General features: G+C 72.1%; 24 protein-coding genes and 1 riboswitch. Of the genes, 15 read left to right on the top strand and 9 right to left on the bottom strand.

The window, feature by feature from the left end; all coding sequences use genetic code 11:
• Positions 1–91 precede the first annotated feature (91 nt).
• The gene (locus ACFVSU_RS09355; RefSeq protein WP_310286216.1) at positions 92–556 is read left to right on the top strand and encodes a hypothetical protein; all 465 of its coding nucleotides are present in this window, start codon (positions 92–94) and stop codon (positions 554–556) included.
• A gap of 15 nt (positions 557–571) precedes the next feature.
• Here ACFVSU_RS09355 and ACFVSU_RS09350 read toward each other — a convergent pair whose 3' ends face one another.
• Positions 572–1390: an ABC transporter permease gene (locus ACFVSU_RS09350; RefSeq protein ID WP_387141397.1), complete on the bottom strand. Its 819-nt coding sequence runs from the start codon at positions 1388–1390 to the stop codon at positions 572–574.
• Entirely contained in the window at positions 1387–3267 is a 1881-nt protein-coding gene (locus ACFVSU_RS09345; protein WP_387141394.1) for an ABC transporter ATP-binding protein, read from the bottom strand. The genes ACFVSU_RS09350 and ACFVSU_RS09345 overlap by 4 nt, the downstream gene beginning before the upstream one ends.
• A 149-nt stretch (positions 3268–3416) precedes the next feature.
• On the opposite strand from ACFVSU_RS09345, the gene ACFVSU_RS09340 reads away from it, so the two are divergent.
• The 4 genes from ACFVSU_RS09340 to ACFVSU_RS09325 all read left to right on the top strand — a co-directional run bounded on the left by ACFVSU_RS09340 (position 3417) and on the right by ACFVSU_RS09325 (position 6902).
• Entirely contained in the window at positions 3417–4490 is a 1074-nt protein-coding gene (locus ACFVSU_RS09340) for an enoyl-CoA hydratase/isomerase family protein (protein WP_387141391.1), read from the top strand.
• Between the two features lie 27 nt (positions 4491–4517).
• Positions 4518–5372, top strand: a complete 855-nt coding sequence (locus tag ACFVSU_RS09335; protein ID WP_387141388.1) for an LssY C-terminal domain-containing protein — start codon at positions 4518–4520, stop codon at positions 5370–5372.
• On the top strand, positions 5369–5908 hold the full coding sequence (locus tag ACFVSU_RS09330) for a hypothetical protein (RefSeq protein WP_387141385.1): 540 nt from the start codon (positions 5369–5371) through the stop codon (positions 5906–5908). The genes ACFVSU_RS09335 and ACFVSU_RS09330 overlap by 4 nt, the downstream gene beginning before the upstream one ends.
• Positions 5909–5975: 67 nt before the next feature.
• A complete protein-coding gene (locus ACFVSU_RS09325) occupies positions 5976–6902 on the top strand; it encodes a DnaJ domain-containing protein (protein ID WP_387141382.1) in 927 nt (308 codons plus the stop codon).
• Positions 6903–7037: 135 nt separating this feature from the next.
• Here the strand turns inward: ACFVSU_RS09325 and ACFVSU_RS09320 are convergent, their stop codons facing one another.
• Positions 7038–7715: a FadR/GntR family transcriptional regulator gene (locus ACFVSU_RS09320; RefSeq protein WP_375870577.1), complete on the bottom strand. Its 678-nt coding sequence runs from the start codon at positions 7713–7715 to the stop codon at positions 7038–7040.
• 75 nt (positions 7716–7790) lie between these two features.
• On the opposite strand from ACFVSU_RS09320, the gene ACFVSU_RS09315 reads away from it, so the two are divergent.
• Positions 7791–8639, top strand: a complete 849-nt coding sequence (locus ACFVSU_RS09315; RefSeq protein ID WP_387141379.1) for an amidohydrolase family protein — start codon at positions 7791–7793, stop codon at positions 8637–8639.
• A 196-nt stretch (positions 8640–8835) separates the two neighbouring features.
• Here the strand turns inward: ACFVSU_RS09315 and ACFVSU_RS09310 are convergent, their stop codons facing one another.
• Positions 8836–9597, bottom strand: coding sequence for an SDR family NAD(P)-dependent oxidoreductase (locus ACFVSU_RS09310; protein WP_387141376.1), 762 nt, complete (start codon positions 9595–9597; stop codon positions 8836–8838).
• Positions 9594–10454: a fumarylacetoacetate hydrolase family protein gene (locus ACFVSU_RS09305; protein WP_387141373.1), complete on the bottom strand. Its 861-nt coding sequence runs from the start codon at positions 10452–10454 to the stop codon at positions 9594–9596. Before ACFVSU_RS09305 ends, ACFVSU_RS09310 begins: the two co-directional genes overlap by 4 nt.
• Positions 10455–10597: 143 nt before the next feature.
• Between ACFVSU_RS09305 and ACFVSU_RS09300 the strand changes: the two genes are divergently transcribed.
• Complete coding sequence (locus ACFVSU_RS09300; protein WP_387141370.1) at positions 10598–12901, top strand: aldo/keto reductase; 2304 nt, start codon at positions 10598–10600, stop codon at positions 12899–12901.
• 13 nt (positions 12902–12914) lie between these two features.
• Positions 12915–13328 carry an RbsD/FucU family protein gene (locus ACFVSU_RS09295; RefSeq protein ID WP_387141367.1) on the top strand — a complete coding sequence of 138 codons (414 nt, stop codon included), beginning with the start codon at positions 12915–12917 and terminating at the stop codon, positions 13326–13328.
• Between the two features lie 18 nt (positions 13329–13346).
• Here the strand turns inward: ACFVSU_RS09295 and ACFVSU_RS09290 are convergent, their stop codons facing one another.
• Entirely contained in the window at positions 13347–14996 is a 1650-nt protein-coding gene (locus ACFVSU_RS09290) for a D-alanyl-D-alanine carboxypeptidase family protein (RefSeq protein WP_387141364.1), read from the bottom strand.
• Positions 14997–15033: 37 nt separating this feature from the next.
• Positions 15034–15143: riboswitch (TPP riboswitch) on the top strand.
• Here ACFVSU_RS09290 and ACFVSU_RS09285 point away from each other — a divergent pair.
• From ACFVSU_RS09285 to ACFVSU_RS09275, 3 genes are all read left to right on the top strand, one after another.
• Entirely contained in the window at positions 15136–15780 is a 645-nt protein-coding gene (locus ACFVSU_RS09285; RefSeq protein WP_375870585.1) for an ECF transporter S component, read from the top strand. It overlaps the preceding riboswitch by 8 nt.
• Before the next feature lies 1 nt (position 15781).
• Positions 15782–17257 (top strand): ABC transporter ATP-binding protein, encoded by a 1476-nt coding sequence (locus ACFVSU_RS09280; protein ID WP_387141361.1) that lies wholly within the window; start codon positions 15782–15784, stop codon positions 17255–17257.
• Positions 17254–18054 carry an energy-coupling factor transporter transmembrane component T family protein gene (locus ACFVSU_RS09275; protein WP_387141358.1) on the top strand — a complete coding sequence of 267 codons (801 nt, stop codon included), beginning with the start codon at positions 17254–17256 and terminating at the stop codon, positions 18052–18054. The genes ACFVSU_RS09280 and ACFVSU_RS09275 overlap by 4 nt, the downstream gene beginning before the upstream one ends.
• A gap of 12 nt (positions 18055–18066) precedes the next feature.
• Here ACFVSU_RS09275 and ACFVSU_RS09270 read toward each other — a convergent pair whose 3' ends face one another.
• The 3 genes from ACFVSU_RS09270 to ACFVSU_RS09260 are packed head-to-tail and all read right to left on the bottom strand — an operon-like array spanning position 18067 to position 19665.
• Complete coding sequence (locus ACFVSU_RS09270) at positions 18067–18573, bottom strand: SRPBCC domain-containing protein (protein WP_387141355.1); 507 nt, start codon at positions 18571–18573, stop codon at positions 18067–18069.
• On the bottom strand, positions 18570–19295 hold the full coding sequence (locus ACFVSU_RS09265) for a phosphotransferase (RefSeq protein ID WP_387141352.1): 726 nt from the start codon (positions 19293–19295) through the stop codon (positions 18570–18572). Before ACFVSU_RS09265 ends, ACFVSU_RS09270 begins: the two co-directional genes overlap by 4 nt.
• Before the next feature lie 19 nt (positions 19296–19314).
• Positions 19315–19665, bottom strand: coding sequence for a DUF488 domain-containing protein (locus ACFVSU_RS09260; RefSeq protein WP_387141349.1), 351 nt, complete (start codon positions 19663–19665; stop codon positions 19315–19317).
• Between the two features lie 56 nt (positions 19666–19721).
• On the opposite strand from ACFVSU_RS09260, the gene ACFVSU_RS09255 reads away from it, so the two are divergent.
• The 4 genes from ACFVSU_RS09255 to ACFVSU_RS09240 all read left to right on the top strand — a co-directional run bounded on the left by ACFVSU_RS09255 (position 19722) and on the right by ACFVSU_RS09240 (position 22770).
• Positions 19722–20237 (top strand): hypothetical protein, encoded by a 516-nt coding sequence (locus ACFVSU_RS09255; protein WP_387141346.1) that lies wholly within the window; start codon positions 19722–19724, stop codon positions 20235–20237.
• Between the two features lie 121 nt (positions 20238–20358).
• Positions 20359–21120, top strand: coding sequence for an SDR family NAD(P)-dependent oxidoreductase (locus tag ACFVSU_RS09250; protein WP_387141343.1), 762 nt, complete (start codon positions 20359–20361; stop codon positions 21118–21120).
• A 9-nt stretch (positions 21121–21129) separates the two neighbouring features.
• Positions 21130–21906 carry an enoyl-CoA hydratase/isomerase family protein gene (locus ACFVSU_RS09245; RefSeq protein ID WP_387141340.1) on the top strand — a complete coding sequence of 259 codons (777 nt, stop codon included), beginning with the start codon at positions 21130–21132 and terminating at the stop codon, positions 21904–21906.
• Between the two features lie 24 nt (positions 21907–21930).
• A complete protein-coding gene (locus ACFVSU_RS09240) occupies positions 21931–22770 on the top strand; it encodes an SDR family oxidoreductase (protein WP_387141337.1) in 840 nt (279 codons plus the stop codon).
• The last annotated feature ends 91 nt before the right edge of the window (positions 22771–22861 follow it).

Here is a 22861-nt window from a genome sequence, read left to right as displayed (position 1 = left end):
GCACCGCCTGCGGACCCCGGGGCGCTGGATCGTTGCCCTCCCGTAAGCAAATCAGTCCGGTTCCGGGCGCCCGCGCTGGCAGACTGGGCACATGGTGACGCTGCTGCTCGACTCGACGCAGCTCGAGGTCGTGCTGTCGGTGTCCGAGCGCGCCCTGTCATTCCGCAAGGGGAATGTCGTCATCGAGCGGTCGACCATCACCAAGGTGCAGCTCACCGACGACGCCTGGACGTGGCTGCGCGGCATCCCGAGCCCCGGAACCCACGTGCGCGGAATCATCGCCGCGGGCACCTGGCGCTCCGCGGGCGGCGACGACTTCGCGATCATCCGCCGTCACCGGCCCAGTGTCGTGATCGACCTCGAGGGCCACCCCGAGTTCCAGCGGGTCATCCTGACCACGCGCCACGGTCTCGCGCTCGTGCAGGCCCTGCGGGTCGAGGTCGCGGCCGAGCCGACCGATGTCGTCGACATCGCGGCCGAGACGGGCACGATCCCGGTCGTCGCCGAGCGCAAGCCGCGGGGGCGCAAGACGCCGGCGCCGGCTCCCGCCGTCTGACCTTTCGGGGGCCGGTCAGCTGACGTCGCGACGCCAGCTCACCAAGTGGCCGAGCACGACGAACACGATCGCATAGCCGAGCAGCACGAGGCCGCCCACCCACCACTCGAGCGGGTCGGCCGAGCCCTGCGGGATCGTCGCCGCATAGACGCTCGCACCGACCAGTGCATCGCTCGCCGCTCCCGGCAGGAACCGCGTGACGTCCGACAAGCCCTCCACGAACGCGGCGGCGGTGCGTCCGATCGGCTCGATGAACTGGGTGAACACGAGGACGCCGACGATCGCGCCCACCTGATTGCGCACGAGGGCGCCGACGCCCACGCCGATGAGCGTCCAGAGGACGTAGGCGAGCAGCATCCGTCCCAGCATCGCCCAGGTGTCGGGCGAGGCGATGTCGGTCTCGAGACCGAAGCCCGCGAGGAACGCCGCGGACGTGCCGACCGCCGCGACGATGCCGATCAGGCCGAGCACGACGCCGATGAGCACGCCGACGGCGAGCTTCGCCACGAGCACGCGGCCGCGGCGCGGCGTCGCGAGGAACGTGGGGGTGAGGGTCTTGTGGCGGAACTCCGCCGTCACCATCAGGGTGCCGACGAGCAGCGGGAAGACGTAGCCGACGGTGGTCGCGGTGCTGTACAGGGTCGCCGCGAGGCCCTCCTCGGGAATCGGCGGCGCGTTGCCGGGGAGCGACCCGGTGGCGGCCGCCGCGTAGACGAAGCCGAGGGCCGCCGCGGTGAACGCGACGTACGCGAACAGGACGATCGCGAGGATCCACCAGATGCTCGTGGAGAACAGCTTCGTGCTCTCGGCGCGAGTCGCGGCGGTGAGGCTCATCGGTCGCCCCCTTCCTCGTCGGCGGGTGCGGTGACGGCGTCGGCCGCCGGGTCGCTTTCGGAGGAGATGGATGCCTCCGCACCTGGCTCGGGCTCGGGTTCGGCGGTCCCGGCGGGCGGGGTGTGGCCGACGGCGTCCTCGAAGGCCTCGGCCTCGGGCGGCACCCAGGCCTCGGGCTCGGGCTCGGGCTCGGGCTCCGACTCTCGCTCGGCGGCGGTGTGGTCGAAGGCGGCGAAGAACGCGTCGGCCTCGATGTCGGAGTCGGTCTTGACGTAGTGCTCCCACGGGCGGTCGTCGTCGGCGTCCGGCGGCTCGGGCGTCGAGAGCTCGTCGTCGATCTCGCCGATGGCTTCGACGTCGGGATCCGCGTCCTCGGGTGCCCACGGGTCGGCGGGCTCCGAGGCCGGCTCGGGCTCGGGTTCGGGCTCCGGCTCGGTCTCCGATGCGGGCTCAGTCTCCGATGCGGGTTCGGGCTCCTGCTCGGGCTCGGCGTCAGGCTCGGGCTCCGGCTGGGACTCGAGCTCCGGCTCGCCCAACGCGCCGGACTCAAGCCGCTTGTTCAACGCGCTGGGGGAGGGGTCGGCGTCCTCCGCGGCCGCGGACGGCACGATGTCGATCACGCCCGTGCTCGCGACCGCGTAGGCGACGGGCGCCGGTGCGTCGGTCGCCTCGGGCTCGCTGCCCCCGCCGGGCTCGGCGCGTTTCGTCTCGCTCGTTCCTCGCTCGCTCAACGACCGGGGGTCGGCGGGGGCTTCGGGCGCTTCGGGCTCGCTGTCTTCGCGGGGCTCGTCGCGCTCGGAGACCCAGGCGGCACCGGCCGCGGCGGCGAGGGCTGTCGCAGCTCCGGGTGCGCTGGTGGCTTCAGCATCGAGCGCGGCCGCGGTGAGCGCCGACTCGGCCGCCTCGTCGGCTTCGGAGGCCGTCTCCCCGACGGGCGGCGCCGGGGGCGCAGCATCCACGCCTCCGGCCGCGCTCGGATGCACGCGCGTGCCGTTGACGAGATCGAGGAAGACCTCCTCGAGCGCGGGGCCGCGGCGGTGCAGCGCCGAGAGCGCGACGCCGCCGGCGGCGGCCGCTGCGCCGACCGCGGTCGGGTCGACGCCGCGCACGGTGAGCCCGGAGCGCAGCACCTCGAAGGGCACGCCGGCGGCTTTCAGCGCGGCGCCGAGCGCCGCCCGGTCGGGAGCGTCGACGACGGTGGCGAACTCGCGCGGGTCCGTCAGCTCGTCGACGCCGCCCTGGAACACGAGGCGTCCGCGCGAGATGATCAGCAGCGCGTCGACGGTCTGCTGCACCTCGGCGAGCAGGTGCGACGAGACGAGCACGGTCCGGCCCTCGCTCGCGAGCTGGCGGAGGAAGCCGCGCATCCAGCGGATGCCCTCGGGGTCGAGGCCGTTCGCCGGCTCGTCGAGCACCAGCACGCCCGGGTCGCCGAGCAGCGCGTACGCGAGGCCGAGGCGCTGGCGCATGCCCAGCGAGTATCCGCCGACCTTGCGGTTCGCAGCATCCGTCAGCCCCACGAGGTCCAGCACCTCGCCGACCCGCGACTTCGCGATGCCGGCGGCCTGCGCGTAGATCGTGAGGTGCGCGGTGGCGGTGCGGCCGGGATGGAAGCTGGATGCCTCGAGCACCGCGCCGACGGTCTGCAGCGGCTTGTCGAGCTCGGCGTAGCGCTTGCCGCCGATCGTGGCGTGGCCGTCCGTCGCCTTGACGAGCCCGAGGAGGATCCGCAGTGTCGTGGTCTTGCCTGCGCCGTTCGGGCCGAGGAATCCGGTGACCATTCCGGGTTCGACCCGAGCTGTGAGGCCTGCGACCGCCGTGACGGCGCCGAAGCGCTTGGTGACACCTGAGAACTCCAGCGACTGGCCGTCGGGCATGCCGAACCCTCTCGTTGGTCGTGGGCGACAACCCGCGGGGCAATGTACGGGGCCGCTCCATTGCGGACTCACAGCAGAACTCCGTCCCATCCTGGCGGAAATCCGGTCTCAGCGTGGGAGAAGTTCGCCCTGCCGGTAACGTTGCGCTCGTGACCGACCTCGCCGAAGCAGCCGCGGAGCCCACCGTCCTCGTGAGCACGAGCGGAGGGCTCGGGCGCCTCACCCTCAACCGGCCCCGCGCGATCAACGCGCTCAACCTGGGGATGGTCGAGCAGCTGCACGCGGCCCTCGACGCATGGGAGCACGACACCGAGGTCGACGTGGTGCTGCTCGACGGCGCCGGCGAGCGCGGACTGTGCGCCGGCGGCGATGTGCGCGGCCTCGCCGAGCAGGTCACGAGCGGCCGCGCCGACGACGCGGCGGTGTTCTTCCGCGCCGAGTACGCGATCAACGCGCGCATCGCCGAATACCCGAAGCCCTTCGTCGCCTTCGCCGACGGCATCACGATGGGCGGCGGCATCGGGGTCGCCGGTCACGCCGCGATCCGCATCGTGACCGAGCGCTCGCAGCTGGCGATGCCCGAGACCCGCATCGGCTTCACCCCCGACGTCGGCGGCACGTGGCTGCTCGCCCACGCGCCGGGCCGCCTGGGCGAATACCTCGGGCTGACGGGGGCGGTGATGGATGCCTCGGACGCCATCTACGCCGGATTCGCCGACCATTACGTGCCCCACGAGAACCTCGACGCTGTCCGCGATGCGCTCGAGACGCGGGCGGACCCGTCCAGCCCGACCGAGCTCGTGCTCCTGTTCGACGAGACCCCGGCGCCCTCGAAGCTCATCTCCGCGCGGGAGTGGATCGACGACGCGTTCGCGGCCGACACCGTCGCCGGGATCGTCGAGAGGCTGCGGGCGCGCCCCGAGCCCGCGGCATCCGCCACCGCCGATCTGCTCGGCGAACTGTCGCCGACCGGTCTCGCCGTGACTCTCGCCGCGATCCGGCGCGCGCGGGAGCTGCCGGGGCTCAGGGACGCGCTCGACCAGGAGTACGGGCTGGTGATGTGGTTCGCGACGACCCAGCCCGACCTGCCGGAGGGCATCAGGGCGCAGGTGATCGACAAGGACCGCACGCCGAAGTGGCAGCCGGCGACCCTCGCCGACCTGCCGGACGACGTCGCCGAGACCGCGCTGGGCCACCGGCCCGACGTTCCGCTCTGGGACTGACGCGGGCGTCGGCGGCGAGGAGGGATCGTGAGCACCCGGCGGCGGAGGAGCTACTCGATCGGCGTCGCGATCGACTGGTTCTTCTTCGTCTTCGCAGGGCTCGCCGCCCTCTGGCTCGCGTATCTCAGCCTCACCGAGACGTTCCACGTCGGGTGGTGGGGCATCCCGTTCTTCCTCGCGTTCTGGGTGCTGCTCGCGTATCTGGTGCTGCCGCGGCTGCACCGCATCCTCACCACGATCTACGTGCCGGACTACTTCATCGGCCGCACCCGGACGAGTGACGGACTCCTCGGCGACCCCGTGAACCTCGCGTTCCACGGCACCGGTGACCAGATCCGCGCATCGCTCGAGGCCGCAGGCTGGACCGAGGCCGACCCGGTGACGCTCGGCTCGTCGTGGCGCATCATCACGTCGACGCTCACGCGTCGCAGCTACGACGAAGCGCCGGTCAGCCCGCTCTTCCTCTTCGGACGCCAGCAGGACTTCGCCTACCAGCAGGAGGTCGACGGGAACCCCGCCCAGCGCCACCACGTGCGATTCTGGCGCTGTCCCGACGACTGGCTGCTCCCGGGCGGGCGCCGCGTCGACTGGCTCGCCGCCGGCACGTTCGACACCAGCGTCGGGCTGTCGCTGTTCACACTGCAGGTCACCCACCGCATCGACGCCGACACCGACGTCGAGCGCGACCACATCGTCCAGACGGTGACGGATGCCGATTCCCGCGTCACCGTGGACGTCATCCCCGACTTCGCCACCGGCTATCACGCCCGCAACGGCGGCGGCGACAGCATCCGCACCGACGGCGACCTGCCCATTGTGGACGTGCGCGCGGTCGAGCCGAGCGACGAGAGCGCGGAGAGCGCGGGGGAGGTGCCGGCATGACCGCCGAGCTGCCCGCGCCGCACAAGCGGCCCGCATACGAACCGGCCAAGCGACTCCTCAAGCCGCCGCGCTTCGACCCGGAGATGAAGCGCCCGATCTCGACGGTGGCAGGCGTTCTGCTCATCGTGCTGCGGGTGCTCGCCGGCGTCGTGGTGCTCGTCAGCATCGCGACCGGATGGGACGCGATCCTCTCCGATCCCGACTCCGTGCTCGAGGGCTTCGACCCGACGCCGGAAGGGAAGCAGGCCGCGCTGTGGCTCGTGATCGGCACCGGGGCGACCGTGCTCCTCATCGACCTCGCGCTCGCGTTCTTCGTCTTCCGCGGCTACAACTGGGCGCGCGTGTTCGTCATGTTCATCGCCGTGCTGTCGATCAGCACGTCGTTCACCGCGTGGTGGGCGCAGGGCCAGGAGATCGAGATCCAAGGGACGTTCCTGTCGCTGAGCATCGACATCCTGCTGTTGCTCGCCCTGTCGAGCCGCAGCGCCGCCGCGTATGCGCGCCGCAACGAGCGGCGCCCGGATACCCCGGCGTGACGTAACCTGAGTCCCGCCGCAGGCAGCGGCGCGCAGCATCCGTCATCGCAGTCCCGGGGGAGGGCACGTGTTCGACAGTCCGCTCTCGGCGTCGGCGTACGAGGTGCTCGCGGTCGCCCCCGAGGTCGACGAGGAGACCCTCCGCAAGGCCTATCGCCTGCGGCTTCGGCAGACGCACCCCGACACCGGCGGCGACGCGGCGGTGTTCATCCAGGTGCAGCGGGCGTGGGAGCTCGTCGGCACACCGGAGGCCCGCGCGGCCTACGACCGCGGGCACGGCTTCGGCGAGGCGGCGGCTCCGGAGTGGTCGGGCTGGCGACCTCCCGCGGCGCGCACCGACACGCGGCCGCGCGCCCGCTCCTACGGACACCCCGGCGGCTGGCGCCGCGAGCGCTACCTCACGCTGATCCGCGAGTGGGCCGGCCGCGGCGTCACGCTCGAGGACCCGTACGACCCGGCGCTCGTGCGCTCGGCCCCGGTGGCGCTGCGTCGCCTCCTGGCCGACGCGCTCGCCGAGGAGGCGACGGCCCGCATCGTGGCCGACCTCGGCATGGGGTACACCGTGTGGCACGACGTGGCCGCGGCCGGGCGCGGGACCGACCCCGACGCGAAGATCGACCACATCGTGCTCGGCCCGAGCGGCCTGTACGGCGTGCTGTCGGAGGATTTCGGCGGCCCGGTGCGCATCCGCCGCGGCGAGTTCGTCGGGGACGGCGTTCCCGGCGCCCCGCTCGCCGAGCTGCTCTCGCGCATGCGGGTGATCGCGCGCGCCGCCGGCGTGCGGTTCAGCGGCGCGATCGTCGTCCTCCCCGACGAGGACGTCCTCACCCCGATCGACGAGATCGGCCGCGTGCGCGGCGTGCGCGTCGCGGTCGTCTCGCGCAGCGCCCTGGCCACGGTGCTGCGTCGCGGCATCACCGGCGCCCGCGACGTCGGCGGCAACGAGGTGTTCGACTACCGCACGCGCCTGCAGCAGACCGTGCGCTTCGCGTAGAGCCCGCGGCCGGCGTCGCGGCCGTTCACATCGTGTGCTCTCACCGAGCGCACCCGTCGTGCGCGTGCACAACGGGTGATCTCGGTGACATCACGTGCAGTGGACGGATGCTGCCGCCCGGCGTCGCGTCGGGGCTCAGGCGTCGCGTGCCTGGCGCAGCCAGCGCTCGATGCCCGAGATGTGCACCTGGGCCACCGAGGTGGCGAGCTCGATGTCGTGGTCGGCGATCGCGTCGAGGATCGCGCGGTGCTCGGCGAGCGTGCGCTCGACCGCGCCCGCCTGGGTGAGCCCTCGCCACACGCGGGCACGCACGGTCTGGCTGGTGAGGCTCTCGAGCAGGCTCGCCAGGTAGTCGTTGCCCGCGAGCCGCGCGATCGCGCTGTGGAAGCGCACGTCGTGCTCGACCAGGGTCTCGATGTCGGTGTCGGTCGCGACACCGCGGATCTCGGCATCCAATCCCGCCACGTCGTCGTCGTCCGCACGCTGGGCCGCGAGCCCTGTCGCGTGGGACTCGAGGACGCGACGAACCGCGAAGATCTCGAGCAGCGAGTCGTCGTCGTGCAGGTCGACGACGAACGAGATCGCCTCGAGCAGCAGCTTCGGCTCGAGGCTCGTGACGTACGTGCCGTCGCCGCGCCGCACGTCGAGCACGCGGATGACCTCGAGCGCCTTGACGGCCTCGCGCATCGAGTTGCGCGAGAGGCCCAGGCGCTCGGCGAGGTCCTTCTCGGGAGGCAGGCGCGATCCCGGCGCCAGCTCGCCGCGGACGATCATGTCCTTGATCTTCTCGATCGCTTCGTCGGTGACGGCCACGGGCCCATCCTAGACATCCGATGTCACGAACGAATGGATGCTGTGACCACCGCGCGTCGACGGCATGATGGTGGCATGCGAGTCGTGGACGGACACCTGCATCTCTGGGACCGGGAGGTCCTGACCTACGAGTGGCTCGAAGGGCCTCTGCTCCGATCTTTCGGACCGGACGAGCTCGACGTCGCCCTGCAGGAGGCTCCCGAGGCGGACTGCGGGTTCGTGTTCGTGCAGGCGGAGTGCGCTCCGGAGCAGTCGATCGCCGAGGTCGACTGGGTCGCATCGCTCACGCACCGTGTACCGGTGCGGGGCATCGTGGCGCGCGCGCCCCTCGAGGATCCCGGCGCCACCGAAGAGCATCTCGCGGCGTTCGCGGAGCGTCCGCTCGTGGTCGGGGTGCGGCGGCTGCTGCAGTCCGAGCCGGACGGATTCGGGCTGCGGCCCGGGTTCCTCCGCGGCGCGCAGGCCGTGGCAGCCGCCGGGCTCACCTTCGATGCCGGCGTGCGCTGGACGCAGCTGCCCGATCTCGTGGCCTTCGCCGACGCGCTGCCCGACCTCGCCATCGTGCTCGACCACCTCGGCAAGCCCGAGGTGGGGTCGCCGGACGACGCCGACCCCGCCGACGGCACGCCGTGGGCGGAGTCGCTGCGCGACCTGGCCCGGCGCCCGAACGTGGTGTGCAAGCTCTCGGGCCTGCCGGCGGAGTCTCCCGGTGAGTGGACCGAGGCCCAGATGCGGCCGTTCCTCGACGTGGCGCTCGATGCCTTCGGCCCTGACCGCCTGCTGTTCGGCAGCGACTGGCCGGTATCGGGTCAGTACGGGCGCTGGCTCGACACGGTGACGTCGTGGCTGGAGGACCGCGTCGGCGAGCGCCACCGGAAGGCGGTGCTCGCCGAGAACGCGGAGCGGTTCTACCGCCTCGGGTAGCAGCATCCATCCATCGCGCTCCCGTCTTCACCGACGCGGGTGCGAGGCCTCCCGCGCCGCCCGCCCCCTCGAGCAACAGGTCAACCGGGGTTCTGCAGGAGCTTCAGCGTGGAATCGGTCCTGTGGAAGCCCGGTTGACCTGTTGGACGGCTGCCGGGGTGGGGGAGACGCCCCGACGCCCCGGAGCGGGACCGCGTCAGGAGCCGGCCGGGCGGAGCCGGAGCGGCGACATGCCGCCGTCGACCTCGATGTAGGTGCCGGTCGTCGAGCCCGACGACGGGCTCACCAGGTACAGCACGGCGCCGGCGACCTCGGCGGCCGACACCAGACGGCCGTGGGGCTGGCGGGCCTCCAGCGCGGCGCGCTCGGCGACGGGGTCGGGAGCGCTCGCGAGCAGACGGCCGATCCACGGGGTGTCGGCGGTGCCGGGATTGACGGCGTTGACGCGGATGCCCTCGCGCAGGTGGTCGGCGGCCATCGCACGGGTGAGCGAGAGGACGGCGCCCTTCGAGGCGCTGTACAGCGCGCGCTGCGGCAGGCCGGCGGTCGCCGCGATCGACGACGTGTTGCAGATCGCGGCGGACGGCGAGGTCCGCAGCCACGGCAGCGCCGCCGCCGTGACGCGCGCGATGCCGGTGACGTTGATGGAGAGCACGCGCGCCCACTCGGCGTCGTCGTTCGCCGCGATGTCGCCCTGGGCGCCGATCCCCGCGTTGTTCACGAGGATGTCGATGCGCCCGAACCGCTCGCCGACCCCGGCGATCGCCCGGTCGACCGCGGCGCGGTCCGACACGTCCGCGGCGAACGCCGCGAACCGCGGGTCTGCGCCGGACGGATCGAGGTCGAGCACCGCGACCTCGGCGCCCTCGTCCGCGAGTGCGGTCGCGATCGCGGCGCCGATGCCCGACGCACCTCCGGTGACGACGGCGACGAGGCCGTCCAGCTGCTGCCCGCTCATCGCGCGGCCTCCCATGCCACGAACTCCTGGCGCTGCGCACCGAGACCGTCGATCTCGATGTCGACGACGTCGCCGGCCTTCAGATACGGGAACTTCCCGCCGAACGCCACGCCCTGCGGCGTGCCGGTGAGGATCAGGTCGCCGGGCTCGAGGGTGACGAACTGCGAGAGGTGGTGCACGATGGCCCGCACGTCGAAGATCATGTCGCTCGTGTTCGAGTCCTGGCGGGGCTCGCCGTTGACGAAGCTCCTCAGGCCGAGGTTCTGGGCGTCGACCTCGTCGGCCGTGACCAGCCACGGGCCCGTCGGGTTGAAGCCGTGCGCGATCTTGCCCTTCGACCACTGCCCGCCCGAGATCTCCATCTGGAAGGTGCGCTCCGAGACGTCGTTGGCGACGACGTAGCCGGCGATGTGCGCGTCGGCCTCGTCGGGGCTGTCGAGGTACGCGGTGCGGCGGCCGATCACGACGCCGAGCTCGACCTCCCAGTCGGTCTTCTCGCTGCCGCGGGGGATCGTCACGGCGTCGTTCGGTCCGACGACGGTGTTCGGCGTCTTGAGGAAGATGATCGGCACGGTCGGCGGCTCCGCACCGGACTCGCGCGCGTGCGCGGCATAGTTCTGGCCGATGCAGATGACCGCGCTCGGACGGGCGATCGGGGCGCCGATGCGCAGATCGGCGGCGCCCTCGAGCTCCGGGAGGAGCCCTTCGGCGATCGCGGCGGAGGTGCGGCCGACGGGGTCCTCGGCGAGGAATCGCCCGTCGACATCGGATGTGAGCGGACGCAGATCGAGGTGACGGTCGCCGTCGATGACGACGGGGATCTCGCTGCCGGACTCGCCGAGGCGCGCGAACTTCATGGTTCTCCTGGATTTCTCGATGCGGGGCGGCGTCGGTGCCGCCGCGGCCCGCGGGCGTGATTGACAGTATAGACATCCGATGTTTACACTTCGAGCGGTTCGACTCCCCGAACCGCGAACCGCGAACCGCTGGAGAACGCCCCGTGAGCCGCATCGTCGCCTTCGAGACGACAGACATCCGATTCCCCACGTCGCTGAGCCTCGACGGCTCGGACGCGATGAACCCCGATCCCGACTACTCGGCTGCCTACCTCCGTATCGTGACGGATGCTGCGGACCGAGTCTCGGGACACGCCTTCGTGTTCACGATCGGACGTGGCAATGACGTCCAGGTCGCCGCGCTCGACGCGCTCGCCGCGCACCTCGTGGGTCGCGAGCTCGAGCCCCTTCTCGACGACATGGGTGCGATCAACCGCGAGCTGATCGGCGACTCGCAGCTGCGCTGGCTCGGCCCCGAGAAGGGCGTCATGCACATGGCGATCGGCGCGGTCGTCAACGCGCTGTGGGACATCAAGGCCAAGCGCGCCGGACTCCCGCTGTGGCAGCTGCTGTCGCGCATGAGCCCCGAGGAGCTCGTCGCGCTTGTCGACTTCCGCTACCTCACGAACGCCCTCACGCCCGAGGACGCGCTGCAGATCCTCCGCGACGCCGAGCCCGGTCGGGCCGAGCGCGAGCAGGAGCTGCTCGCCACCGGATACCCCGCGTACACGACGAGCCCCGGCTGGCTGGGCTACTCGGACGAGAAGCTCGCGCGCCTGTGCCGGGAGGCGATCGCCGACGGCTTCGGCCAGATCAAGCTCAAGGTCGGCGCCGACCTCGATGACGACATCCGTCGCCTCCGCGTCGCGCGGGAGGTCTGCGGCGAGGGCTTCCCGATCGCGATCGACGCCAACCAGCGCTGGGAGGTGTCCGAGGCGATCGTATGGGTGAATGCGCTCGCCGAGTTCGAGCCCGCGTGGATCGAAGAGCCCACGAGCCCCGATGACGTGCTCGGTCACGCCGAGATCGCACGCGGCATCGCGCCGGTGCGCGTGGCGACGGGGGAGCACGCGCAGAACCGCGTGATCTTCAAGCAGCTGCTGCAGGCCGGCGCGATCTCGGTCATGCAGATCGACGCGGCGCGTGTCGGCGGCGTCAACGAGAACATCGCCAACCTGCTGCTGGCCGCCAAGTTCGGCATTCCGGTGTGCCCGCACGCGGGCGGCGTCGGTCTCTGCGAGGCCGTGCAGCACCTCTCGATGTTCGACTTCGTGGCCGTCACCGGCACCCGCGAAGGTCGCATGATCGAGTACGTCGACCACCTCCACGAGCACTTCGTCGTGCCGACCGAGGTCCGCGGCGGTGTGTACGTGGCACCGACGGCACCCGGCACCGGTATGGAGATGAAGGCGGCCAGCCGCGCCGAGTACGAGTTCGGGACGACGGTCCCCACGCCTCCTCCAACCGCCGCTGGCGCGTCGGTCGGAGCCTCTGGCGCGTGGGCCCAGCCGCGGCCTGAACTCCCCGCGCTGACGCGGCTCGGGTACGGCGCGGCGAACGTCGGCAACCTCTTCCGTGAGCTCAGCGACGACCAGGCCTGGGCCATCCTCGACGCGGCGTGGGAGAGCGGCATCCGCTACTACGACACCGCTCCCCACTACGGACTGGGGCTCTCCGAGCGGCGCCTGGGCGCGTTCCTACAGACCAAGCCGCGCGACGAGTTCGTGATCTCGACGAAGGCCGGGCGTCTGCTCCGCCCCAACCCCGATGACGACGGGGGTCTCGACCTCGCCGCCGACTTCCATGTGCCGACGACGCTGCGTCGCGAGTGGGCCTTCTCCGAGGCGGGCGTCCGCGCGAGCCTCGAGGAATCCCTGGAGCGCCTCGGTCTCGATCGCGTCGACGTGCTCTACCTGCACGATCCCGAGCGCCACGATCTCGACCTCGCGCTGCGCGAGGGGTTCCCGGCCCTCGAGCAGATGCGCGCCGAGGGTGCGGTCGACGCGATCGGCATCGGCTCCATGGTGAGCGACGCGCTCGCCGCCGCCGTCGAGAGCGCCGATCTCGACCTCATCATGATCGCCGGGCGCTACACGCTGCTCGAGCAGCCCGCAGCGGACGCCGTGCTGCCCGCGTGTCACGAGCGCGGGACCGGGGTGGTGGCGGCATCCGTCTTCAACTCGGGACTTCTCGCGAAGGACGAGCCGGAGCGCTCCGACCGGTACGAGTACGGACGGATGCCGGAGCCGCTGTGGGAGCGTCTGCGGGCGATCCTCGCCGTGTGCCGCGCGCACGACGTGCCGCTGCCCGCCGCGGCGGTGCAGTTCGCACTGCGCGACACCGCGGTGCGCTCGGTCGTCGTGGGCGGCAGCCGTCCCGAGCAGCTGCGCCGGAACGCCGAGCTCATGGCGATCGACATCCCCGCCGCTCTGTGGGACGATCTGGCCGCCGACGGCCTCATCCGCTGACGAAGGGATCCTCATGCTCGAGGGCATCAACCCCCTGCTGACCGGGGAGCTGCTGCTCCACCTGGACCGCATGGGCCACTCCGACGCGGTCGTGATCGCCGACGCGCACTTCCCGGCGTGGGCCATCGGTGCACGCGTCATCGATCTGCCGGGAACGACGACGCCCGAGGTGCTGGCGGCCGTGCGCAGCGTGGTGCCGCTCGACGACGCACCCGCGCTGGATCTCATGGCGTCGGCCGACGGCGAGGTGCTCCACGTGCAGCGCGAGCTCGCCGCCGCGGCGGGCGTCGACGATCCGCGTTACGTCGACCGGTTCGAGTACTACGAGCTCGCGAAGACCGCGTACGTCATCGTGCGCACCGGCGAGACGCGCAAATACGGCAACGCGCTGCTGCGCAAGGGCGTCGTCGGGCACCCGTCCGCCTGAGCGGGTCTCTGTGGCGGCTCAGCCGTTGAGGCCGAAGAGGTCCAGCGGGTGCGTGAGGCGCCACCACGGCGACGGATCGGTGATCTCGGCAGCGAGCTTCAGGTCGACGGTGGTGGCGTCGAGCGGTCCGGTCACGCTGAGCGAGCCGACGACATCGCCGGCGTCGCGGCTGTCCCCGAGGTCGTAGGTGGTCGCGACGGTGCCGCTGCCGCCGTTCCAGAGGATCACCGAGGCGTCTCCGGACGTGACGATGTCGACCTTGTCGCCCCACAGCGTCTCGACCTGGCCGGCCACGGTGCTCGCCGTCACGGAGGGCTTGGGCTGCAGCTCCGCCTCCATCTGCGCATACAGCGCGCGGGACGCGGCGAGTCGGGCCTCGTCGTTCGGCTGACCCAGCACCGACGCGTAGAGGCGCACGGTCTTGTCGCCGATCGTGACGTCCTTCGCCGAGAGCAGGTTCCAGGCGTCCAGCGTGCCGGTCTTGAGGCCCACCACGCCCGGATCGGCGAGGAGGCCGTTCGTGTTCTCGACGTGCCCGGCCCCCGGGAGGTCGACGGACTGCTTCGCGACGATCTCGGCGATGACCGGGTTGGCGAGCGCCTTCTGCGCGAGCGTCACGAGGGCCTCGGGACTCGCGGCGTTGCGCGGGTCCATGCCGGTGGGTTCGCGGACGGTGATCCCGGGGACACCGTGGGCGGTGAGCCAGGAGTTGGCGGCGGAGGCGTAGACGGCGTCGGAGGGCCAGATGCCCTGGGCCAGCCGGTCGGCGTAGTTGTTCGCCGAGCCGATGAGCATGCCCTCGAGCATCTGGTACTCGGTGAGGGAGCCTCCCACGGGGACGTCGAGCGCGGACTCGCCGCCTGCGCGGTACTGCCAGTAGCGCGAGCGGTCCGCCGACGTGAAGCGGTACTCCGGCCCCTGCTCGCCCACGGCGAGCGGCATCTCCTCGAGCACGACCAGCGCGGTCACGATCTTGGTGATGCTGGCGATCGCGTCGGGGTCGGCCGTGGAGGCGAGCGTTCCGGGGATGCCGGCGACCGCCTCGGCCGCGCTGCCCTCGGCAGGCCACGCGGGCGCGGCGGCGGGCGCCGCGATCGGCTGCACCTCCATCGCGGTGACGGTGGGCGCGACGGCGTGGAGCGGCCACAGCAGGGTCGTCGCCGCGTACGCGCCGACGACCGCCGCGATCGCGAGCGTGGGCACCACGACGGCGGCGCGGAACGGGGAGCGGCGCGGGGCGTCGGAGAGGAGGTCGGTCTCGACCGCCACGTACGGGGTCGCGGCCGCGGTCAGATCGGCGGGGGCGGCGCCGTGCTCGACGACCGTTTCGTCGACCCAGGCCAGCGCGGTGTGTTCGCCGGCGACCTCGGTGGGTGTCGGCGCGGTGGTGATCGTCCGAAGCGCGAAGTCCGACGGCTCGACGAGCTCCGCGGGGTTCCACGTCGCAACCGACGGCACGTCGGCGACGGGCACCGTCGCGATCGTCGGAGCGACCGCGGTCACGTCCACCGGAGCGGTGCTCGACGGCGGGTAGACAGCATCCGTCTCACCTGTCTGGATCGTGAGGATGCCGCCGTCGGGCGCGTCTTCGGAACCTGAAACCGGGACGGCACCGGTCTGCGCGCGTCGCGCGCGACGCGTGCGTGCAGGGGTGTCGTCCGAAGTCACCCCCCCAAAATACCTGCTGAACCGGCGGTATACTCGTCGCCAACACCACGGGAGTCCGGTGAGCCGGGCTGAGAGGAAGCGATCCACGCTTCGACCGTCGAACCTGATCCGGATCATGCCGGCGCAGGGAGGAGCAAATATGCACGCGTCCACGTCCGCATCCACCCCCGTTGCGGCTCACTCGAAGGCCCCGCGGAGCCTGCGTTGGCGGGTCGTCGACATCGTCGTCGCCGCGGTGCTCGGCGTCGCGATCGGCCTGGTCTTCTGGGCCTGGAACACCATCGGCGGCACCTGGTTCGTCGCCATGGACGGCCTCACCCCCGGCCTCGGCGGCATCGCCGTCGGCATCTGGCTCATCGGCGGCGTCATCGGCGGCCTCGTCATCCGCAAGCCGGGCGCCGCGCTGCTCGTCGAGGTGATCGCCGCGCTCGTGTCGATGCTCATCGGCAACGTGTGGGGCGTCTCGACGCTCTTCTCGGGCATCGTGCAGGGCCTCGGCGCCGAGCTCGTGTTCGCGATCTTCCTCTACCGCCGCTTCACGCTGCCCGTCGCGATGCTCGCCGGTGTCGGCGCCGCGGTGGGCGCGTGGGTGTTCGAGCTGTTCTACGGCAGCTCGCCGAACATCCTGAAGACCCTCGAGTTCAACGTGATCTACCTGGTGTCGCTGGCGGTCTCGGGCGCGCTGCTCGCGGGCCTCGTCGGCTGGATCGCGGTGCGCGGGCTGGCCGCGACCGGTGCCCTCAACCGCTTCGCCGTCGGACGCGAAGCGCGCCGCGAGGTCTGACGTGACGGCGACCCGCCCCGCCCGCATCACCGCGGCGGGCTGGGGGTGGCGCTACGGCGGCCGCCGGGCCGCTGCCGTCCACGACGTCTCGTTCACGATCGAGCCCGGGGAGCGCGTGCTCCTGCTCGGCGCATCCGGCGCGGGCAAGTCGACGCTCCTCGCCGGCATGGCAGGTCTCCTCGGCGGCGCCGACGAGGGGGACGAGACCGGCACGCTCCTCATCGACGGCGAGCGCGCCGAGGCTCACCGCGGTCGCGTCGGGCTCGTGTTGCAGGACCCCGACGCCGGCGTCGTGCTCTCGAAGGTGGGCGACGACGTGGCGTTCGGCTGCGAGAACCTCGGTGTTCCGGCCGCCCGGATCCCCGCTCGGGTCGTAGAGGCGCTGGATGCCGTCGGGCTCGACGTTCCGCTGACCCGGCCGACCAAGGCGCTCTCCGGGGGACAGAAGCAGCGCCTCGCCCTCGCCGGGGTGCTGGCGATGCGGCCCGGGGTGCTCCTGCTCGACGAGCCCACCGCCAACCTCGACCCGGACGGCGTCCGCGAGGTGCGCGACGCGGTCGAGCGTGTGGTGCGCGACACCGGCGCGACGCTCGTCGTGATCGAGCATCGCACCGCGGTGTGGGCCGATCTCATGGACCGCGTCATCGTGGTCGGGGCCGACGGCGGCCTCCTCGCCGACGGCACGCCCGCCGAGGTGTTCGCGCGCCACGGCGCCACGCTCGCAGCGGCCGGCGTGTGGGTGCCGGGCCACCCGGTCGATCTGCCGGTCCTCGCTTCCACCCGGGCCGACGCGCCGACGGCGGTCGCGGCATCCGCTCTCTCGATCTCCCGTGACGGCCGCACGATCGTGCGCGCGGGGCTCGACCTCGCCGTGCCGCGCGCGGCCGCGACCGTGATCACCGGGCCGAACGGCGCCGGCAAGTCGACGCTCGCCCTGACGCTCGCGGGGCTGCTGCCTGAGGCGGCGGGCCGCGTCGAGTCCGCGCCGGAACTCGCGGGCCGCTCCGGCCGGCGCCCCTCGAAGTGGACGTCGCGCGAGCTGCTCACGCGCATCGGCACGGTGTTCCAGGAGCCCGAGCACCAGTTCCTCGCCTCGACCGTGCGTGACGAGCTCGCGATCGGGCCGCGTTCGCGCGGCGTCGCCCCTGCCGCCGTCGACCAGATCGTCGACGAGCTGCTCGAGCGGCTGCACCTCGCGCCGCTCGCCGCCGCGAACCCGTTCACGCTGTCGGGCGGGCAGAAGCGCCGGCTCTCGGTCGCGACCGTGCTCGCCGACGCGCCCCCGGTGATCGTGCTCGACGAACCGACCTTCGGCCAGGACCGCCGCGGCTGGATCGAGCTCGTTCAGCTGCTGCAGTCCGAGATCGCCGCCGGCACGACGGTCGTCGCCGTCACCCACGACGAGGACGTGCTGCGGCACCTCGGCGGCCACCGCATCGAGCTCGGCGCGCCTGTTCCGGCGGGGGTGGGATCGTGACCGCCGTCGACGCGCGCACCGCCGACGTCGAGGCAGCGCCCCGCGCCTGGCTCGACGGGGTGAATCCGGTGACCAAGATCGTGCTCGCGCTGCTGCTGTCGGTGCCCCTCTTCGCGTCCATCGACGCCACCAGCGCCCTCGTCGCGATCGTGCTCCAGCTCGGGTGCGTCCCGCTGACGGGGCTGGCCGCCTCGACGGTGCTGAAACGGATGCTGCCCATCCTCGTCTTCGCGCCGGTCGCGGGCCTCAGCATGCTGCTGTACGCGGAGCCCGGCGGCACCGTCTACTGGTCGTTCTGGTACGCGACGATCAGCGACGACTCCATCGCCCTGGCGATCGCGGTGTGCGTGCGCGTGCTCGCCCTCGCCCTGCCGACGATCCTGCTGTTCGGCCGCACCGACCCGACCGAGCTCGCCGACGCGCTCGCCCAGGTCGCGAAGCTGCCGTCGCGCTTCGTGCTCGGCGTGCTCGCCGGCACCCGTACGCTCGGGCTCTTCCTCGACGACTGGCGCAGCATGGGCCTCGCCCGCCGGGCGCGGGGCGTCGGCGACAGCGGAGCCGTCCGCCGCTTCTTCTCGATGGCCTTCGTGCTGCTCGTGTTCGCGGTGCGCCGCGGCACGAAGCTCGCGATGGCGATGGAGGCGCGCGGCTTCGGCTCGGGCATCCCGCGCACGTGGGCGCGGCCGTCGCGCCTGCACCCCCGTGACGCCGTGGCGCTGCTGGGCGGCACCGTGATCATGGCGCTCGCGATCGGCGCCGCCGTGGCGGCGGGCACGTTCCGGTTCGTCTGGTCCTGAGCGCCGCCAGGATCAGCCGCCGGCGACCAGCCGCTCGTAGCCGGGCTGCAGCGCGGGGAAGTAGTCGTCCCAGTTCACGGTGTCGACGGCGACGCCTGCCTGCGCCGCGACCAGCCGGTCGAGGTAGTACTCCCAGCCCGGGCCGATCGAGCCGACCTCGTCCTCGGGGTTGAGGCGCTGGCCGAACGTGAGCACGGTGTCGCCGTGCTCGTCCGGGGCCAGCTCGAACCACAGGTGCCACGCACCCGACCCGGCCGACGTGTCGCCGGCGAACCGCCGCGGGCGGTCGCACTCGAGGATCGTGTACTCCTCGCCCGAGGCATCCGGATCCTCCGCCGTCATGAAGAACGTGATGTGCCCGGTCGCGGGATCGCCCTCCCAGCGGCCGATCCACCGCTCGAGCCGTGCGGACTCGGTGAGCTCGCGCCACACCTCGTCGGCCGACGCTCGGAAGCGCCGGAGGATCACGAGGTTCGGCTTGCCGTCGATGTCACACACGTTCCCGGTGATCTCGGTCATGTCGCGTTCCACAGCTCCCGGTAGTACGACAGGCGCTCGCGATCGGGCTCGATCCCGTACGCCTCGATGAGGGCGTCCTCCCATCCCTCGCCATAGTTCCACGCCGTCGACATCGACGCCACGGCGATGTCGGCCCAGCGGTCGGCGACACCCAGCGCCCCGAGGTCGACGTGCCCGCTCCAGCGGCCGTCGTCGCCGATCAGCGTGTTCGGGCAGCACGCGTCGCCATGGCACACGACGAGCCGGTCGATCGGCGGCGCATCGCGGAACTCATCGGGAACACGGATGCCGCGCCCCCGCGCGTTCGCGATCCGCTCGGGCACGCCCCAGTCGAAGGGGCAGCCGTCGACAGGCAGAGCGTCGTGGAGCGCGCGCAGACCCTCGCCGACCGCACGGACGGCGGTCGCAGGATCAGGGATCCATCGCGGGTCCACCGCCGACAGGCCCGGGAGCGCCGCCGTCACGATCCATTCGTGGGAGCCGTCGCCTCCGGCCTCGAGCACTCGCGGGACGGCGGTGTACCGCGCTGCCCACCGCAGCCGCTCCGCCTCGCCCGCGAACGACGTCTCGGCGTTGCGCGGGCCGTACTTGAGGTACCTGCCGTCGTCAGTCCGGAACGTCGTGCCGCCGAGCTCGTTGAGCCAGACGGGCGTGAGCTCCGCGCCGCGCGCGAGCACCCGCACGCGTTCGGGGACTTCGATGTCTTCGGCGGGGATCGACACGCTCCCATCCTGCCGGGGATCAGCCTTCGAGCTCCTCACGGAGGATGAGCGCGTGGTTGTGGGTGTCGTCGTGGACGGCGTGCAGCAGCGTCACGACGGGGTGCGGAGCGAGCTCCTCCCGCAGCGAGGCGACGGCGGTGCGGGTCGGTCCGTCGAGCTCGGCACGGTATGCGGCCTCGAAGTCAGGCCACGACATGTCGTCGTGGTGGAAGGCCTTGCGCAGCTCGGTGGAGGGCGCGACCTCCTTCGCCCACAGGTCGAGCGCCGCGCGCTCCTTCGAGAGGCCACGCGGCCACAGACGGTCGACCAGCACGCGGAAGCCGTCGCCCTGGGCGGGGTCGTCATAGACGCGCTTCAGCCGGATCTCCATGCGCCCATCCAACCCGCCTGCCTCGCGGTGCGCCACCGGCATGGTGGGATGGGAGCATGCCCACCACGCGCGCCACCCGCCGCCGAGGACCTCTCACGGCGCTCGAGGGCGACGAGCCCGCGGTCGCGATCGGCGACACCGCGGCGCGGCACGTGCGGCTCTCGCCCGACGGGCTCTCGCGCCACGTCGGCGATCCGCGGTCGCAGTTCGTGCCGTGGGCCCAGGTGCACTCGGTGACGGTGGATCCGCCGGCGACCTGGTGGCCGTATCCCGCCGTCTCCGACATGGCGGCGGCGCTGCTCGGCGGCGTGGCGGGCGGCCTGGAGGCCGGCGACGCGGCCGAGACCCCCACCTTCCTCGTCGTGATCACCACTCTCGACGGGCAGCGCCTCGAATGGCGCGCCACCCAGCACTACCTCTCGGGCTACCGCCGAGGCGACGCGCAGGCGACCACCCGGCTGGTCGAGTACCTGACCGCCCGTGGTGAAGCGCGTCTGCTCCTGGCGCGGCCCGCCGAGCTCATCGATCGCATCTCGGCGCTGACGCGCATCGGCCCGCAGATCGGACCGTGACGGTCTTCACGACGGCCCGTTAGCCTGGGTTCCGTCGCGTCGCCGGCCGGTGAGCGATGGGACTCAGTCCCGCGTATGCTGATACGCGGTTCCGCAGAATCCGGACTTCGAAGGAGAATCCATGGACCTCACGGGCACCGCCGCACTCGTCACCGGTGGCGCGAGCGGACTCGGCCTCGCCACGGCCCGGCGGCTCACCGCCGCGGGTGCGACCGTCACGATCGTCGACCTGCCGACCTCGGCGGGCGCCGACCTCGCCGCAGAGCTCGGGGGATCGTTCGCGCCGGCCGACGTCACGAGCCCGGAGCAGGTGGCGGCCGCCGTCACCACAGCCGCAGCATCCGGTCCCCTCCGCGTCGTCGTGAACTGCGCAGGGATCGCCCCGCCCGCCAAGGTGCTCGACCGCGAGGGCGACCCGTCGCCGCTGGAGGGCTTCGAGCGCATCATCCGCGTGAACCTCATCGGCACGTACAACGTCATCTCGCAGGCCTCCGCCGTCATCGCGAAGACCGAGCCCACCGCCGACGGCGACCGTGGCGTCATCGTCAACACGGCCAGCGTCGCCGCGTTCGACGGCCAGATCGGCCAGCCCGCGTACTCGGCGTCGAAGGGCGGCGTGCACGCCATGACCCTGCCGATCGCCCGTGAGCTCGCGCGCTACGGCATCCGCGTCGTGACGATCGCGCCCGGCATCATGGAGACCCCCATGCTGATGGGCCTGCCGCAGGCCGCGCAGGACTCCCTCGGCGAGCAGGTGCCGTACCCGCAGCGCCTCGGAAAGCCCGACGAGTACGCCCGCCTGGTGATGTCGATCGTCGACAACGGCTACCTCAACGGCGAGACCATCCGCCTCGACGGCGCCATTCGCATGGCCCCGAAGTAAGGAGACCGCATGAGCGACTCGATCCTCGTCACGCGCGACGGCGCCCTCGCGCGCGTGACCCTCAACCGGCCGGCGTTCCTCAACGCCATGGGCTTCGAGATGGGCGCGCGCTGGCGCGACGTCGCGCACGAGCTCACCTCCGACGCGTCGGTGGGGGCCATCATCCTGGATGCTGCGGGCCCGGCCTTCTGCGCCGGCGGCGACGTCATCGAGATGGCGACCTCCGGAGCCTCCGGCGCCGACGTGACCGGAGCGGCCCACACGATCCACGACGGCATCCGCACGTTCGTCGAGTCCGACACGCCCATCGTCGCCGCTGTGCAGGGCGCCGTGGCCGGCGGAGGTCTGGGCTTGATGCTCGCCGCCGACTACATCGTCGCGTCGGAGCACTCGAAGTTCGTCAGCAAGTACGCCAACATCGGGCTCACCCCCGACCTCGGCGTCTCGACGCTGCTGCCGGCTGCGGTCGGGCAGCGGCGAGCGCTGCAGCTCCTGCTGCAGGACCTCACCATCGACGCCCCGACCGCCCTCGACTGGGGCCTCGTGACCGAGGTCGTCCCGGCCGCCGACGTCGCGGCGCGCGCCGAAGCGGTGGCGCGGTTCTGGCTCGACAACGCCGCCGGTGCCTTCGGGCAGGCCAAGCGCCTCGTCCGCACCGGAGCCGGGCGCTCGTTCGCCGAGAACCTCGACGACGAAGCCCGGTCCATCGGCGCCCGCTTCGACACCGACGAGGCCAAGGCGCGCGTCGCGGCCTTCGCCGCGGCATCCGCCAAGTCCCGTTCCTGACTTCCAGACCGAGGAGATCCCGAGATGAGCGACAAGCCCCTCGCCGGCAAGACCATCCTGATGTCGGGCGGCAGCCGCGGCATCGGCCTCGCGATCGCGCTGCGCGCGGCGCGCGACGGTGCGAACATCGCCCTGCTGGCGAAGACCGACACCCCTCACCCGAAGCTCGAGGGCACCGTCCACTCGGCGGCCGACGAGATCCGCGCCGCCGGTGGCAACGCGCTGCCGATCGTCGGCGACGTGCGCAACGACGACGACGTCACCGAGGCCGTGCTCAAGACGCAGGGCGAGTTCGGCGGCATCGACATCGTCGTGAACAACGCGTCGGTCATCGACCTGTCGCGCTCGCTCGACCTCGACGCCAAGAAGTACGACCTCATGCAGGACGTCAACGTGCGCGGCACGTTCATGCTCTCGCGAGCCGCGGTGCCGATCCTGAAGGATGCTGCGAACCCGCACATCCTGTCGCTCTCGCCGCCGCTCAACCTGTCGCCGAAGTGGCTCGGCGGGCACACCGGCTACACGCTCGCGAAGTACGGCATGACGATGGTCACACTGGGGATGGCGGCGGAGTTCGCCGAAGCGGGGATCGCCGCGAACACGCTGTGGCCGCGCACCACGATCGCCACGGCGGCCGTGAAGTTCGCACTCGGCGGCGACCGCATGATGAAGGTCAGCCGCACCCCCGAGATCTACGCCGACGCCGCGTACGAGGTCTTCACCCGGCCTTCGCGTGAGTACACCGGGCAGACGCTCATCGTCGAGGACGTGCTCGAGGCCTCCGGCGTCACCGACTTCTCCGGCTACGCCGCGGTTCCCGGTACCCCCGACGAGGCGCTGTTCCCCGACATCTTCCTGGACTGATATGTAGGGGTTTCTGTCAAGTGGGCAGGGTGTAGCGCCGCCGGGCTGGCTGCTCGGCGGCGCTTCTTCGTCCTCGCGGGTGGGGGTTCGG

Origin of the sequence: Microbacterium sp. NPDC058062 (assembly GCF_042885375.1) — a bacterium.
Lineage (GTDB): Bacteria > Actinomycetota > Actinomycetes > Actinomycetales > Microbacteriaceae > Microbacterium > Microbacterium trichothecenolyticum_C.
This window is presented reverse-complemented; position numbering and strand designations above follow the sequence as displayed.